General features: G+C 60.0%; 13 protein-coding genes and 1 pseudogene. 5 read left to right on the plus strand and 9 right to left on the minus strand.

The genetic code is table 11. The features are described from left to right. Positions 1 to 37: 37 nt before the first annotated feature. Both PSH90_RS11170 and PSH90_RS11175 read right to left on the minus strand, forming a co-directional pair. A complete protein-coding gene (locus tag PSH90_RS11170) occupies positions 38 to 919 on the minus strand; it encodes a manganese catalase family protein (RefSeq protein ID WP_305382758.1) in 882 nt (293 codons plus the stop codon). Positions 920 to 1,199: 280 nt separating this feature from the next. Continuing rightward, entirely contained in the window at positions 1,200 to 2,738 is a 1,539-nt protein-coding gene (locus PSH90_RS11175) for a class I SAM-dependent methyltransferase (RefSeq protein ID WP_305382759.1), read from the minus strand. 336 nt (positions 2,739 to 3,074) lie between these two features. Between PSH90_RS11175 and PSH90_RS11180 the strand changes: the two genes are divergently transcribed. Next, positions 3,075 to 4,994, plus strand: a complete 1,920-nt coding sequence (locus tag PSH90_RS11180; RefSeq protein ID WP_305382760.1) for a tyrosine-protein phosphatase — start codon at positions 3,075 to 3,077, stop codon at positions 4,992 to 4,994. Positions 4,995 to 5,030: 36 nt separating this feature from the next. Here the strand turns inward: PSH90_RS11180 and PSH90_RS11185 are convergent, their stop codons facing one another. Both PSH90_RS11185 and PSH90_RS11190 read right to left on the minus strand, forming a co-directional pair. Beyond that, the gene (locus PSH90_RS11185) at positions 5,031 to 6,158 is read right to left on the minus strand and encodes a mechanosensitive ion channel family protein (RefSeq protein ID WP_305382762.1); all 1,128 of its coding nucleotides are present in this window, start codon (positions 6,156 to 6,158) and stop codon (positions 5,031 to 5,033) included. Positions 6,159 to 6,323: 165 nt separating this feature from the next. Next, positions 6,324 to 7,307: an AraC family transcriptional regulator gene (locus tag PSH90_RS11190; protein WP_305382763.1), complete on the minus strand. Its 984-nt coding sequence runs from the start codon at positions 7,305 to 7,307 to the stop codon at positions 6,324 to 6,326. A 373-nt stretch (positions 7,308 to 7,680) separates the two neighbouring features. Here PSH90_RS11190 and PSH90_RS11195 point away from each other — a divergent pair, with 373 nt between their 5' ends. After that, a complete protein-coding gene (locus tag PSH90_RS11195) occupies positions 7,681 to 8,079 on the plus strand; it encodes a hypothetical protein (RefSeq protein WP_305382765.1) in 399 nt (132 codons plus the stop codon). Between the two features lie 51 nt (positions 8,080 to 8,130). Here PSH90_RS11195 and PSH90_RS11200 read toward each other — a convergent pair whose 3' ends face one another. After that, positions 8,131 to 8,865, minus strand: coding sequence for a helix-turn-helix domain-containing protein (locus PSH90_RS11200; protein WP_370695136.1), 735 nt, complete (start codon positions 8,863 to 8,865; stop codon positions 8,131 to 8,133). Position 8,866: 1 nt separating this feature from the next. Then, positions 8,867 to 9,142 (minus strand): annotated as a pseudogene (locus PSH90_RS27490) (hypothetical protein); the annotation flags it as partial. Between the two features lie 30 nt (positions 9,143 to 9,172). On the opposite strand from PSH90_RS27490, the gene PSH90_RS11205 reads away from it, so the two are divergent. From PSH90_RS11205 to PSH90_RS11215, 3 genes are all read left to right on the plus strand, one after another. Next, positions 9,173 to 9,970 (plus strand): glutathione S-transferase family protein, encoded by a 798-nt coding sequence (locus tag PSH90_RS11205; RefSeq protein ID WP_305382767.1) that lies wholly within the window; start codon positions 9,173 to 9,175, stop codon positions 9,968 to 9,970. A gap of 46 nt (positions 9,971 to 10,016) precedes the next feature. Next, positions 10,017 to 10,760, plus strand: a complete 744-nt coding sequence (locus PSH90_RS11210) for a bifunctional 2-polyprenyl-6-hydroxyphenol methylase/3-demethylubiquinol 3-O-methyltransferase UbiG (protein WP_305382768.1) — start codon at positions 10,017 to 10,019, stop codon at positions 10,758 to 10,760. 112 nt (positions 10,761 to 10,872) lie between these two features. After that, positions 10,873 to 11,172, plus strand: coding sequence for a hypothetical protein (locus PSH90_RS11215; protein ID WP_305382770.1), 300 nt, complete (start codon positions 10,873 to 10,875; stop codon positions 11,170 to 11,172). 43 nt (positions 11,173 to 11,215) lie between these two features. Here PSH90_RS11215 and PSH90_RS11220 read toward each other — a convergent pair whose 3' ends face one another. The 3 genes from PSH90_RS11220 to PSH90_RS11230 form a co-directional block, all read right to left on the minus strand. Beyond that, positions 11,216 to 12,118, minus strand: a complete 903-nt coding sequence (locus PSH90_RS11220) for a bestrophin family protein (RefSeq protein WP_123442716.1) — start codon at positions 12,116 to 12,118, stop codon at positions 11,216 to 11,218. 164 nt (positions 12,119 to 12,282) lie between these two features. Then, positions 12,283 to 13,593 carry an NTP/NDP exchange transporter gene (locus tag PSH90_RS11225; RefSeq protein WP_305382772.1) on the minus strand — a complete coding sequence of 437 codons (1,311 nt, stop codon included), beginning with the start codon at positions 13,591 to 13,593 and terminating at the stop codon, positions 12,283 to 12,285. A 58-nt stretch (positions 13,594 to 13,651) separates the two neighbouring features. Then, positions 13,652 to 14,698, minus strand: a complete 1,047-nt coding sequence (locus PSH90_RS11230) for an SDR family oxidoreductase (protein ID WP_305382773.1) — start codon at positions 14,696 to 14,698, stop codon at positions 13,652 to 13,654. Between the last annotated feature and the right edge of the window lie 12 nt (positions 14,699 to 14,710).

Genomic DNA, 14,710 nt, shown 5'->3' on the forward strand with positions numbered 1-14,710 from the left:
GCAAGTGGCGACCCCGGTCCGGGGCCGCCGGACGGGTTCAGACATCTTTACCTTGTACATAACCGGAGCCCAGGTCAGCACCGGTCACCGGCTCGCTGAGTGGGTCAGAGGCTGTACGGGTCTTCATCGCTTCCAGCACCTGTTCGTCTTCGGCCGGAAGGCTGACGGTCGCCAGACCGTCGCCGCCGTCGACCGCAGGCTCTGGGTTTTCCACGTACTCCCACGCACCGCCCTCGTTCCAGGGGCCGCGCACATTAGGCTCGCCAGACATGTTGAAGTACTTGTTGGTGAACTCCGGCATGCCAGGCAATTTGCCCTGCGGGAAGTTCGGCTGGATCGAATGCAGGGCTTTTTCGAAGGACTGCTGATGGGCGATTTCCCGCGTCATCAAGAAGCCAAGCGCCTCTTTCACGCCCGGATCATCGGTGATGTTGATCAAGCGTTCGTAGAGGATTTTCGCCCGCGCTTCGGCTGCGATGTTCGAACGGAAGTCGGCAGTAGGTTCGGTGATCGAATCTACATACGCCGCTGTCCACGGTACGCCAGCGGAATTGACCAGAGGCGCGCCTGCGCCGTACAGCAGGCTGGTGATGTGCGAGTCATTACCGGCGCCATTCAGCGCACGGTACAGCTCACCTTCCTCTTGCACGCCCTCGGCGAGTTGACCCTTGGCACCTCTGTTGAGCATGACGATGATCGAGCCGACCACCTCCAGATGGCTCAATTCTTCGGTGGCAATGTCCTGCAGAAGGTCTTTGCGCCCCGGATCTTCCTCGGCCAAGGCTTGGGTGAAATAGCGCGCTGCTGCGGCCAGTTCGCCATTGGCGCCCCCGAATTGTTCCAACAGCAGATTGGCCAGACCAGGGTTGGGCTCGGCCACGCGAACGGTGTACTGAAGTCGCTTGTTATGTATGAACATTCAAATTTTCCTCAGACCAGGCTATCGCGCTTTTGCCCTGATGGGCGTTAGCGCATGCATAGTTGTGAGGAGTGGGTGGAGCGGAAATTTCGTTTATTGCAGGCCGGCTGGACGGACGGCAGAGGGCGGAAAGTTCCGGAAACAGGACGGTTGGCTTGACCCTGTTCCACGACCAATGTGGGAGCGAGCCTGCTCGCGAATGCGGTACGTCAGTCACCGATTTGGCGGCTGATCCAGCGCTTTCGCGAGCAGGCTCGCTCCCACAATGGTTCGTTGGCAATCAAGCTATCTTCAACGCCCTCAGCACCACCAGCGTCTGCTCGGCGAATACCTGCGCCTTTGCGGTCAGGGCCGCAATGTTGGCTTCGGCAGTGAGCAGCGGCTGGCCGTTCTCTACCAGCACTTCACCTTGTTCGCTGATCACACTCCACGCCAGTTGCGCCCACTCGGCTGGCTGCTGTTTGCCTTGCTTGATCGAAATCAGGAACAACTGCTGGAAGCGGTTGACCGTCACGCCACCGCCAGTGACCGGGCTGGCCAGGGTCTGGATGTTGGCGCCGTACAGCGAGCGTTTGCACAGTTGCAGATTGAGCGCGGCGCAGCGACCGCTGACCTGCGACTCGGCGGCCTCGCTCTGGCACGGAGCGACAGCGCCCATACCGATCAGCACGGCCAGGGCTTGTTCGAGGTCGTCGTAAGCCAGCGCAGCCTCGGACAGCAATTGGCGCATCGATTTGGCCGCATAGTTCTGTGCCGCCAGTGCATCGAGCACCGGGCCGTAAATCTCCGGTTGCAGCGTCGCTTCGCCGGCGGGACCACTGACCGAGCCCGCCACGGTTTCCCAGGGTTGCAGCAGCACGAAACGGCTGTGCAGCATCCTCGCGCGGCGTTCGGCAGCGGACAGGCGGGTCGCGCCACGTACGTACAGGTCGCGGCGGAAGTGCTGGTTGACGAAGTAGTCCCGCGCTTGCTCGCGCATGATCGGATGTTCGATGGTTTCCAGAAAGTCCATGCCTTCAGCGCTCAGGTTGAGCGGGGCGACCGAATCCAGCGGCACTGCCGTGGTGGCGTAGTCGAGTTTGGCCGAGGCCAGCGCGTCGACCATGTCGGCGAAGTACATGCAATTCCAGTCACGGTTGAAATACTCGTGGGCGACGTAGTGACGATCCTGACCCTTGATGCTCTGCAGCCGCGCGCCGAGACTCGGCGCCGCAGCGGCGTATTTCGGGTTGGCCGCGAGCAGTGCTTCGGAAAATTGCAGTGCGGCGTCGATGCGCTGGTCGGAGCGCGACGAGGCATTGGCAAAGCGGTCATGCAGGCTGAACAGATTGCGCAGCGGCGCCGACGGCGACCAGCCGGGGAAGCAGTTGTAACTGACGTAAAGCATGCCGCCCGGCTTCAGGTGACGGCGGGCGAATTCGACGATCAGTTTTTGATTGTCGCGGCTGACCCAGGTCCAGATGCCATGCAGGCTGATGCTGTCGAACTGCGGCAGATCATTGCGCGCCAGCAGCTGTTCGAAGCTGTCGTCATACAGGCGGGCGCCGTTGTTGGCGGCAGTCGCGAGTTCGATGGCATGGGCCGCCATACCCGGGTGAAAGTCCGTACCGACAAACGAACCCGGGTTGGCGGTGGCGTGGATGTTGATCGACACGCCCTGACCGAAGCCCAGTTCGCAGTGCACGCCTTCGTTGCTTTCCAGCGTGGCGAACCCGCGCAACAACAGGCAGTAACGCAGGAACACCGGATTGATCTCCCGGCTATAGCTGTAGGTGTAGCCTTCGTCGGTGAAATAACCTTCGTTCCAGGCGTTGCTCATGGGTACAGCCTCTTGTTCTTGAAAGTGATGGCAGTCTTATAAGGGGTTGTCGCTGCGCGCGACAAATTGAAAAAACGGATACTTCCCCAAACCCTGTGGGAGCGAGCCTGCTCGCGAAAGCTTTTTTTCAGTTTGAATATAATCGGCTGACACGCCGCTTTCATGAGCAGGCTCGCTGCCACAGGGATCTTCAACACATCCAAGCAGGATTGATACCGATCACGCACTCCACGGCCCATTCGCGCAGGCATTTTGTAGCCAGCCGAAACTGTCATATTCCCTCCCACTCGTCTGCCCATAGTGACCAGCCCAACGCTGATTTCATGAGGCTGCACTGTGTTCCAACGTCTTCTGTGTTCGCTGTCCGTTCTGAGCCTGTCCATCGCCGCTGCCCACGCGGCCGAGCCTGTCAGCCTCGACACGCCGCGCTTGAGCGGCATCGACAACTTTCGCGACATCGCCGGCATCACCACCGCGTACTCCACCGCCCACGACGGCGTTATGCGCAGCGGCGTGTTCTACCGTTCCAACGCACTGACGCCGTCGACGGCGGATCTGGCGACACTCAATGGGCTTGGCATCAAAGCCATTTACGACCTGCGCACGCCCAGCGAAATTGCCGCTACGCCCGACACGATGATCACGGGCGCGGCCTATCGCAATATCGACATCATCGGCAGCACCACCTCTGGTGCGAACATCACCAATATCTCGTTCCACAGCGCCGCCGAGGCCGTGGCGATGATGGAGGAAACCAACCGCGCTTTCGTCAGCGATGCCGGCATGCGCGGGCAGTTCGGCCAGTTGTTCAATGAGCTGGCCAGTGTCGACGCCGCGCAGTTGTTTCACTGCACCGCCGGCAAGGACCGCACCGGCTGGACCGCCGCCGTGTTGCAGAGCATCGCTGGCGTTGATGAGGCGACGATCATGGCCAACTACCTGGCGACTAACGACTACACCGCCGCCCGAGTTGCCGCGACCTTGAAAGCCTTGCCGCCGAGCATGGCCGCTGTCTACGAGCCGCTGCTCGGCGTGCAGGCCAGTTATTTGCAGGCCGGTCTCGACCAGGTCGCCGCCGAGTACGGCAGCATGGACAACTACCTCAAGCAGGGCCTCGGTCTGTCCCAGGAAACCATTTACGTACTGCGCGGCAAACTGGTCGAGTACAACAGCTTGCCGGGTCAGGCCGGGCTGATCGGCAATGCCGCCGCTGGTGCCGAGTTGCTGCGCCAGCTGCAGAACTCCGAGCTGTCCGGCACCTACAGCGCCTACAACTACTACCTGCAATCGGCGATCGACGCCGGCAGTCTGGGCGGTGTCGAATCGCAAGTCGGCGGTCAGGTCCACGCTGATGCGGCCAGCTACCTGCTGCGGCAGAACGCGATGATCGAACAAGCCGCCGCACCGTTCGCCAGCGGCAGCGATCTGAAGATCGGCCAATACCGCCTCTGGACCACCGCGCTTGCCGGCTACCTCGGCACGGACGGCTCGGCCCACGCCGACAGCAGCAACGAACACAGCCAGGGCCTGATGCTCGGCATCACCCAGCGCTTCAGCGAACAACTCAGCGCACGCGGCGGCTTTGGCTACAGCAAGGGCAGCGTGGGCGGCGCGGGTGGCGAGGCCGATACGGACTTCACCTTCCTCAACCTCGGTGCGCGTTACGGCCTCACCAGCCTTGAGCGCGGCATGTTTGTCGATGCCAATGCCAGCGCCGGTTACGTCGACTACGACAGCAAACGCGAGCTCGGCGGTGGTCTCGGCACTGCCAAGGGCGACACTCACGGCAATCTCACTGGCGCGACCGTGGCGTTGGGTTATCGCCTGCCGCTGAGCAGCGTGATTGTCGAACCGAACCTGGGCTTTCGCGTCAGTCATCTCGACTTGCAAGGTTTCAAAGAGAAGGGCAGTGAGCTGGCGCTCGACGTCGATGGCATCAAGCAGACCCGCCGCAGCGCGGTGGCCAATCTCGACGTGTCATTTGCCCCGGTGGCCGTGGGGGCGTGGCAGTTGGTCCCGGGCGTTCGCGTGGGCTATGAACGTGCGCTCGGCGATCAGCAAGTCGACAGCGAAGGCCACCTGCTGGGGCTGGATATCGAGCAGCGCGCGGCGTTCGACAACCGCGATCAGTTCAGCGGCGGCGTCAACTTGATGGCCAACCTCGGCGCCCTGAGTGTGGGCGCTGAGGTCGGGGCCAACGGTGGCGGTGACAGCCATGGTTTCAATGGCGGACTGAAAGCCAGTTACGCGTTTTGAACACAGCGAGCCCGGCAGGTTGCCGGGCTCTTGCGCTCAAGCATGCTGCGCACGCGAAGGTTGCTGTGTGCGTGCCGGTGGCGCGGTGGGTTCGGGCAGCGAGGCGACATGCACGGTGCGCGCCGGGAAGGCGAACGTCGCGTCCAGCTCGGCCACCGCTTCCATGATTGCCAGATTGATGCGTTGCTGCACGTCCATGTAGACGTTGTAACTGGCGTCCAGAACGATGTACACCGTTTCGAATTCCAGCGCGCTCTCACCAAAACTGCGGAAATGACAGCGGTCGAAGCGCGCCTGTTTTTCGTTCTTGATGATGCTTTCAACGCGTTGAGTGATCTGGCGGATCTGTTCGCTGGTGCACTCGTAAGTCAGACGAAACTCGAACACCACTCGACGTTCCTGCAAGCGCTTGTAGTTCTGAATGGTGCTGCCGATCATGTCGGCGTTGGCCATGACAATCTGCTCACCGCCGAGACTGCGGATGCGCGTGGTCTTCAGGCCGACGTGCTCGACCGTACCGGCCAGCGTGCCGACGACGATGAAATCGCCCACCTCAAACGGCTTGTCGACGGCAATCGACAGCGAGGCGAACACGTCGCCGAGAATGTTCTGCACCGCCAGCGCCACCGCGATACCGCCGACACCCAGGCTGGCGACGAATGCAGTGATGTTGACGCCCAGGTTCGACAGCATCGCCAGCAGAATCACCGCCCACAGCAATACCTTGACGCCCCACAGGCTCAGGGTCGCCAAGGCGCTCGCTTGAAAGGAGCCGGTCGCGTTATGCCGCGAGAAATAGCGATGCAGCCCCAGTGCCAGCGCGCGGTTGGTCCACAGGCCGACCTGCAACGCCGCCACCACGAACCACAAACTGCTGACACGCCCGAGCCAGCGCTCGGGCAAATCCAGCAAACCGATGCCGACCAGAATCGATGCCAACAGCAGCAACGTGGTGCTGGTCGCCGCCAGCACTTCGCTGGCCATGTACGTCAGATGCCCATTGCCGGCAGTGGCCCGCGCCTGCACCTTGCGGAAAACGAAGCGGATCGCCGTGGTAGTCAGCAGATAACTGAGCGTTGCGGCGAGGAACGCCAGCACCCAGTTCGCCAGTGAAATTCCTAAAATCGTGTGCGTCGTGAAAAAGCCGATGAAATCCTCAGTCATTGAAACCCCCTTGCGAAGCCTGCACCGACGCGCGCAGAAACGCACCGTCGGTCGCAGCCAGGTAAACGCCGCTTGAATCGGCGGTGCCGTCAAACGACCTGTCTGGGTTAGTCGCCCTGAGATTCCTGCTGTTCAATCAAATGCAGGTTTCGCCGGACCGAATGGTCAACGCCTGGCCTTCAACTCCGCTGGGCTAACGCCATAAGCACTCTGAAAATACTGACAAAAGCGCCCGACATTACTGAAGCCAAAGCTCAACGCCACCTCCGTCACGGAGCCTGCATGCCCGCGCACCAACGCCTCATAGGCGCGCTGCAAACGCACCTGCCGCTGATACGCCACGATCGACATCCCGACAAAACGTCGAAAACCTTCCTGCAAGGCGCGCTGGCTGACATGGCTCAACCGCGCCAGATCCACGCCACTGACCAACTGCTGCGGATGCGCCTGAATAAATTCCATCGCCACCTTCACGTGTCGCGGCGCCACACACGGCGCCGGCCGCCGTAATGCCTCGGTGAAGTTGTGCGGCCACGCCTCCAGCACCGCATCGATCAACATCTCGCGCAACCGTGACGGCATCAACGTGCCGCTGTTGATCAAGGCATCGAACTCAGTGCCCGTGGCCAGATCAATCAACGCCTTGAGGCCCTGAAATGCCGGGGTATTCAGATCCACGCTTGGCTCAAACACGATCTTCTGCACGACCGGTTTCTCCAGCAGCGCCGACAACCGCTCGGTGAGCTGCAGACGATTGATCGAAATGCCGTGATGCGCGTGATCGTCAACAAAACGCATCGAACGGATATCCGCCTTGTCGATCGCCAGACCGATGTGCGCCATGCCGATGGACTCGGTGGCGTGGTTGAAAACGATCTTGCCGGCGGTGGGGATGACGAAAGTGATTTCGTTCTGCGGATCGGGGAGGGTGACGCTGAAGTCGCCGTGGTAATGCATACGCCGAAAACTCACCCCGTCGTGCCGCCCGTAGACCCCGCCGATGATGATGCTGGAAGGTGGCGGCGGAGTATCGGCGTAGCGGTTGCCGAAGAGCCTGGAGAACAGGGCGCCGAAGTCGGAAGAGGTGAGGTTGTCGGAGCGCAGGATGATTTTTTGCCGGGTTGGGGATGCAGTTGCGATGGGCGGCATTTTGGAATGCGGGCTCTTGGGGCGACGGTGGGGATGGGAAGATTAGTGAATTGGCGTGACTGTCTGGTGACAAGGCTTTGGAGCATCGTTTGCTTTCGACTTCAGCGGTCATTTCTGATGGCTCGCTATGGGCGGAAATCGCCAATTGGGCGCCAGCACTACATAGTTAAGTTAAATAGTGTGAGTTCGCAAAATTGAATGGCGGCGACGCTACCGAACTAAATCGAATTGTGTCCGATTGCTTTACAGTTTGGGGGTGGATAGGTGGGAGTGCTATTGGCTTTATAGTAATCGAATATATTGTCGATCCGTTCCGTGTCTAATATAAGTCCGGTACTTCTATAGCGCTTCAATAAGCGAAAAGGTGATAGTTATGAAAAAGCTCCTTTTTTGTGCGGTTGCCATGCTATTTATGATTGGCTGCGCTTCGTCCGGTAATCAAGCTGCGCTCGACGCCCATGCGGACGCACCGGCGACCGCTAAGCAGCTAACGGGCAGCGAAATAAAAACTACGGTCATAGGCCGAAAATATTCCAGCGTAACGTCCACTGGTTATCCTTTCTCTCAAGTATTAAGCGCTGACGGAACTGCACAAATTCAGATCTCCAGCGAGTCCATGCAGTCAGGAAGTTGGGTGATTACGGGGGATGTGATCTGCGTTGCCTATCAAAAATACGGTAAGGAATGCAGCAAAGTGTTAACAGATGGGGGCTCGATTTGGTTTGTTGACACTACGACGAGTAAAACCAACAACAAATTTATCGCCAACTAGAGCGGACATCATTTTGAGAGCGGGTAGCGGCTGCTTCACGCCTGGTTCATATCAGGTATTGAAAGAACGACGCCACTGACTGGGCGTAACCTTTTCCACCTGCCGAAAGGCCCGATAGTAAGAGTTGACGTCGTCATAACCCAGAAGATACGCCACCTCTTTGAGCTCCAGGCTCGTATCAGCCAGCAGCTGCAACCCAACTTGACGCCTCGCCTCGTTGAGCAGTGCGTTGAAGGTCGTGCCCTCGGACGCCAAACGGCGCTGCAAGGTTCGCTCGCTCTGCAACAGTTCTCTGGCGAGGTGTTGCAAACTTGGCCGTCCGTTCGCCAGCGTGCGCTTGAATATTTCAATGACCTGCTCACAGAAGCCAACCGGCGCCTCGATTGCGCGTAATGCGGCATCGAGGCCGGGGCTCATCATGTGCAGCACCTGCGCATTGTGTTGCAGAAACGGCCGGTCAAGATCAGAGGCGCTCAAGATCATCTCGTCATGGCTGGCGCCGCAGTTGATGGGACAGGCGAAATAATCCGAATGAGTTTCCAGCGGTGGCTTTGGCCGCCGCAAGCTCAATGACATAGGCGTGATGTGTTTTCCGGTGCCTCGTCGACCGAGCTCCAGTACCAAGGCAAAACACGCCTCCACTGAAAGATAGGGCGCAGGCCCCGTGCCGGATGGCCACTGAATCGTGAATGACACAGTGTTCTGGCGCTCGACCATGGATAATTTGTCGGGACTGCACACGCTGCAAGCGCGCCAACCGCGCAAGTCCGTCGCGATAATCAGCAGCATATAACGCCGTGATGAACGCCATTTTGTGCTTCGCACTGGGCGTGTCGCGAACCATTTTTATCGCAAAAGCCGGATCCGCCGAAAGCGCCTCAATGGCGTTCCAGACAGCGAACAACTGCTGTGTGCTGACAAAGGTCGATTCGTTCAAATGAAGGTCAGGGGGCAGTTGAGCATGTTGCTCAATCAACGAGGGATCCAGTCCCAGCTGCGCTATTGATTCCCAGAACACCCTGGGCAATTTACACCGCTCGGTGCTGGTGTGAAGGTGCGGCATTTCCAGACTCCGAACTGCAGGATAGCGGTGATGCGTGATGCAATGCGCCGCCAATGGCGCGTTCTGCAAGTATTCTGGCGGAAGGCGCCCACAGGCTCATACCGCTTCGCTTTTACCATTGTCGTCAACACACTGAGCCAAAAGGAGCTCACGATGACAATGACTTTCTATACCAACCCCAATTCTCGCGGGCGCATGGTGCGCTGGATGCTCGAAGAAATCGGCTGCGCGTATGAGACGGTGATCATGGATTACCAGTCGAGCAGTCAGGCTGACCGTTGGGGCGGTGCTGCGCTGGCAGTGCCAACGATGGCCGATGCTGATGATCGGCGTGTCGGCTTTTTTCGCGACGTGAACCCGATGGGAAAGATCCCGGCCTTGGTGCATAACGGGCAAACCATAACAGAAACTGCCGCCATCTGTGCGTACCTGGCGGAGGCATTTCCCGAAGCCGGGCTGGTCCCGGTGGCAGCGGAGCGCGCCGCTTATTACCGGTGGATGTTTTTCGCTGCGGGGCCGCTGGAGCAGGCGGTCACCAACTACCGCGCCAGTTTCAACCCGACTCCGGATCAGGAGTTTTTCTTTGGCTACGGAAGCTATGAGCGCACGGTCGATCAGCTTGAGCGCGCGGTATTGGCGCATCCGTTTATCGCCGGGGAACGCTTCACCGCTGCAGACGTTTATGTTGGCTCCCACATTGGCTGGGGGTTAGGCTTGCAAACCTTGCCGCCCAGGCCTGCGTTTCTCGCCTATGCCCAGAAGTTGACCAGCCGCGACGCCTACAAACGTGCGGTGGCGAAGGATGAAGCGCTGTTGGGGGCCAGATGACTGATGCGCCTGCCATGATTTTTCGCAAAACTCAGGGAATTTGATAATGCCGCTCAACCGACTCGACTTCACCACACGCTTGCTGATCGATGCGGGCATTGGTGAAGGGATGCGAATCCTGGACGTAGGTTGCGGTTCGGGTGATGTTTCGTTTTTGCTGTGTGATCTCGTGGGAAGAGACGGGGAGATCATCGGCGTTGATCACGATGCCATTGCCATTGCCGTTGCACGCCAGCGCACCGCAGGACATGCGCTGACCTTTCTTGAGGGAGACCTCTTGGAATTGCCAGACTCTATCGGCAGTTTTGACGCCATCGTCGGCAGGCGCGTTCTGATGTATCAACCGGATGCGGTGGCGACGATCCGAGCGCTGTCGAGATGTCTGCGTCCCGGCGGGATCATGATCTTCCAGGAACACGATACGACGATGGCGCCCGCCAGCGTCGAGCCTTTCCCTTTGCATGAAAAAGCGCAACGCTGGTTACAGCAAATGCTTGCTCGCGAAGGAGCGGATTTGCACATCGGGTTCAACCTGCACGGCATTTTCACCCGGGCAGGCTTGACCGTTGAAAGCGTGCGAGCTGAGTGCCTGGTGCAAACGCCTGATGCGCCCTACAGCCTTGGCGCCATCGTTCGAGCGTGCTTGCCGCGAATCATTGCGTTAGGGGTGGCCAGTGCAGAAGAGGTAGAGATTGAAACATTGCAGGCGCGTCTGGAACAGGAACGTTCAGCTTCTTCGGGCATCTACGTCGGTGATGTGATGTTTGGGAGTTGGGCTCGGAAAAGTTGACGTTTTGAGAGGACGATATACCGCGGATGCGGTGGGAAAGTGCGACGCTTGGAACGACCCACTGTGCCCGCTAGTCGTACCTGTCTACGAACATTTTTACAGGTACGGCGCAATGGATAAGACAATTACCGTAGATCAACTGGCTACCACTGATCTGAGATCAATCAACGAGATATGGCTCGGCGGGACTCATACCCAGTTATGCCTGTGGCGTGGTGAACAAGTCTTCACCCACGAAATGCTCAGCGAGGGCACACATGATCAGAATGTCCGACGCCTGTGCTTGCAGTTGGTTGACCCTGACGATCGAGACGCAGTGGCCCGTGTTGAGGCGGTAGCGCGCGAACGACTGGAAGAAATGGGCAAGCAGGGCGAGTTTTACCCGGCCGAGGAGGCGGACACTCGTCAATAGCCGCTCCGCATCTGATGAAAAGCGCTGCTGCTAGAGCTGCGCCTCAAGCGGGCTCCTCAAGCCTGCGCACATCCCCCAACGAATCACGCTGCATCGACTGCAAATTCTTTTCGATGGTTTCGCACAGCGCTTCCATTTGAATCTGGTGTTCGCTGTGGCGGAACGGACTCTGCAGATCGGTGCCGATACGTTCGATGGCCAGCAGCATGAACCCGACCACGGTCGACGCCAGCGGCGTGAACCAGCCGAGGGATTCCACCAGTCCTATCGGGACGATCAGGCAGAACAGCGAAATGAACAGCCGTGGGAAATATACATAAGGGTAGGGCAGCGGGGTATTGGCGATCCGCTCCATTCCGCCTTGGCTGTTGGACAAGTCCACCAGGGTCGACTCGAGCCGCGCCAGGCGAATACTGTCCAGATGCCCGGCCTTGTATTCGCGAGCGAGCAGAGTCGCCGAGCCGGTGAGGATATCGTTGGCAAAGTTATTGGTCGTGCCGCTGCGGGCAAATTCTTCGGCGGGAATAAAGGCCCGTACCTCGTCGGGACACGGCTGACCTTGCAGATGCGCGGCGAGGCAATTTACGTAGGCCACGTGGCGGCGCAACAGCGTGGATTTGACCGGATTAACCTCGCCACCAGCATCGTCCAGCAGCGTCAGCACCTGCCTGGCGAAGCTGCGGGAATTGTTGATCATCGACCCCCACAGCGTCCGCGCCTCCCACCAGCGGTTGTAAGCGCTGCTGTTGCGAAAACTGATCAACACGATCAACGCCGAACCGAGCAAGGTCAGCGGCATCAACGGCAGGTTCAGCTTGGCGTTGAGAAATAGCATGAAGTCGACGGTGACGGCGATGTCCCAGAGCAGCAACCAGAACAAAGACCAGCCCACGTAACCCAGGGTCTTGATGATCAGACGGTATTTTTTGACGATGGCAGCTTTCAAACGGAAACCTCGTGGCGAGCAGTTTGCTTAAACGCTTAAGCTCGGACGATGCCTGGCACCGGCAGTTCCCTGGTGGGGCGGTCAGCCGTCAGTCAGTCTGCAAAGTCTGGCCCTGTGCAGGGCGAATGCTTTCGGGAAAATCCTAGTCTCTCGAATGGACCGCGCTACGCTGGGTTTTGCCGCGCTCCCGCCACACTGGCTCGGCGGTCCGCCCGTTCGCCGAGTCGCCATCCCAGCAGACCCCACAGCAATGCACACAACGCGCCGACCAATGCCGCCATGCCTGCACCTTGGCTGAGGGCGTCCAGCGCGCTTTTCGCCCAGGCACTGATGGCGTCGCCGGCGCGGTAGACCACGGTGTCGATGAAGTTCTTTGCCTTGTACTTGCTTTCGGCATCGAGCGGGGCAAACAGCATCTCTCGGCCTGGGCGCACGAAGGCGTATTCACCGATGCGGCGCACGATCATCAGCGCGGCGATCATGCCAAAGCCGGGGGCGAAGATCAGCCCGATAAACCCCGCACACATGACCAGCGGCACCATGGCCAACAGCACGCCGACACCTAGTTTTTGCGCGAGGCGCCCAGTGATGAACAGCTGACAGAGCAGGGCGCCCGCCTGCACGACAAAGTCGATGATGCCGAACACGCGCACCTGCGCCTCGCGGTCCGGGAAGTGTTCGGCGACGACGCGTGCCTGCTCGAAGTAAAGGAAGGTGGAGACTGTCGCCAGCAGCACCACAAAACCGCAGATGCCGAGCAGATAGGGTGATTTCAGAACGGCCGTCATACCGCTGAACGGATTGCCGGGCAACGGCCTGCGAGGGCTTTCGCTCGGCGCGGCATCGGGGCGTCCTGCGCCACCCCGTTCACGCCAGCGCATCAGCTGGCGCTTGAACCACATCGCAGCGCCGAGCAGAACAGCGGCCAGCAGCATCAGGCCGGACTCCCCCAGCGCACCGATCAGCAAGGCGCTCAGCGCAGGGCCACTCAGGCCGCCGACGCTGGCGCCCGCCGCGATGAACGCGAACAGGCGTTTGGCCTGGGCACTGTCGAATACATCGGCCATCAGGCTCCAGGCGACCGATACGACAAACAGGTTGTAGACCGATATCCACACGTAAAACACGCGCGCCAGCCAAGCGCTTTCTTCGCCGAGGAACAAGGCGGCGAACAACAGCAGGTTGGTGCAGAAGAATCCGTACACCCAGTCCACGAAATGCAGGCGCGGCACGCGTGCGCTGAGCCAGGCGAACAGCGGAACGGCCGTCAGCATGACCAGGAAGGTCGCGGTGAACAGCCACTGCAAGTTCTCGACGCCGGCAGTGATGCCCATCGATTCGCGGATCGGGCGGAGCATGAAATAGCCGGCGAACAGGCAGACGAACAGCAGAAAGCCATTGAGCGCAGGGCGCAGCTCGTCAGCCTCGGCATTGATGATGGCGCCGGCGCGGTGGGCGAGAAGAGACGTATCCATGTTGCGCTCCTGTGGGAGTGGCGGGGCAATGGCACGGAGCCTCCCCGTGCCAGCGGGCTCAGCGGTAGGTGACGCCGGTCAGTCGCTCGGAAAGTTGCCACAGTGTGGCCGAATTCGAGCGATCGGCAGCGGCCGGCGGCATCTTGGCGAAGCCCAGCGGCCCGCGCTTCTCGTTATCACCGGTAGGCCCGTAGTAGGCACCGCCAACCGCCTCCAGCGCCGTCGCCGCATATAAGGTGGGCAGCGCGCCCTGCGCTGCGGAATGATACCTGTCCCGCTCTACTGCCCATTGTTTGCCGAATTCACTGTCCAGGCCAGGCCCACGGGCGATCAGCTCAGTCACGGCGACGCCGGGGTGAGCGGCGATGCTGCGTATTCCCCAACCGGCGGCGTCGCTGCGCTGCTGCAGCTCAATACTCCACTTTAGAACCGCCAGTTTCGATTGGCTGTAGCTGGCGAAAGGGTCGTAAGCGCGCTCAGCCTGCAGGTCATCGAAGTTCAGGATTGCGCGCCCGGCGGCGATGCTCGACAGGCTGACCACCCGACCATCGTCGCTTTTGCGTAGCAGCGGCATCAGCAGGCCGGTCAGGGCGAAATGCCCCAGGTAATTGGTCGCCAGTTGCATCTCGTAGCCATCGGCGGAAACGCCTCGAACAGGCGGCGACATGATCGCAGCATTGTTAATCAGCACGTCGAGCCTCGGCAGGCGCCCTTGTAGACGGTTGGCGAGGTCGCGCACCGATTGCAGATTGGCAAGATCCAGCGTTTCGAATTGCACGCGAGCCTCAGGCACGGCTTGCTTGATCTTCGTTATTGCTTCGCGGCCGCGCTCGGCGTTGCGTGCGGCGATGATCACCTCGGCACCGGCTCGGGTCAGGGCCAGCGCGTCTTCATAGCCCATGCCGCTGGTTCCTCCGGTGACCAGCACGATGCGGCCTTTCTGGCTGGGCATATCGTGGGTTGACCAGTCCGGCTTCGGCTCCGTTCGGGGAGTCGCCTGCGCAGCCAGTGTGCCGGCCATCCCGGAAATGGCGAACAGCGTTCGGGCGGCCTTGAGGAGGCGTTGGGTCGCAGTATTGCTCGGCGTAGCGGGTGAATGGCTCATTGGGGAAATCTC

Origin of the sequence: Pseudomonas sp. FP1762, from assembly GCF_030687105.1 — a bacterium.
Lineage (GTDB): Bacteria > Pseudomonadota > Gammaproteobacteria > Pseudomonadales > Pseudomonadaceae > Aquipseudomonas > Aquipseudomonas siliginis.

What these genes read in the sequence shown, in the direction of transcription:
- PSH90_RS11170 (WP_305382758.1), bottom strand. Translation starts at nt 919, where the DNA reads ATGTTCATACATAACAAGCGACTTCAGTACACCGTTCGCGTGGCCGAG.
- PSH90_RS11185 (WP_305382762.1), bottom strand. Translation starts at nt 6,158, where the DNA reads ATGACTGAGGATTTCATCGGCTTTTTCACGACGCACACGATTTTAGGA.
- PSH90_RS11195 (WP_305382765.1), top strand. Translation starts at nt 7,681, where the DNA reads ATGAAAAAGCTCCTTTTTTGTGCGGTTGCCATGCTATTTATGATTGGC.
- PSH90_RS11210 (WP_305382768.1), top strand. Translation starts at nt 10,017, where the DNA reads ATGCCGCTCAACCGACTCGACTTCACCACACGCTTGCTGATCGATGCG.
- PSH90_RS11190 (WP_305382763.1), bottom strand. Translation starts at nt 7,307, where the DNA reads ATGCCGCCCATCGCAACTGCATCCCCAACCCGGCAAAAAATCATCCTG.
- PSH90_RS11175 (WP_305382759.1), bottom strand. Translation starts at nt 2,738, where the DNA reads ATGAGCAACGCCTGGAACGAAGGTTATTTCACCGACGAAGGCTACACC.
- PSH90_RS11230 (WP_305382773.1), bottom strand. Translation starts at nt 14,698, where the DNA reads ATGAGCCATTCACCCGCTACGCCGAGCAATACTGCGACCCAACGCCTC.
- PSH90_RS11205 (WP_305382767.1), top strand. Translation starts at nt 9,173, where the DNA reads ATGCGTGATGCAATGCGCCGCCAATGGCGCGTTCTGCAAGTATTCTGG.
- PSH90_RS11225 (WP_305382772.1), bottom strand. Translation starts at nt 13,593, where the DNA reads ATGGATACGTCTCTTCTCGCCCACCGCGCCGGCGCCATCATCAATGCC.
- PSH90_RS11215 (WP_305382770.1), top strand. Translation starts at nt 10,873, where the DNA reads ATGGATAAGACAATTACCGTAGATCAACTGGCTACCACTGATCTGAGA.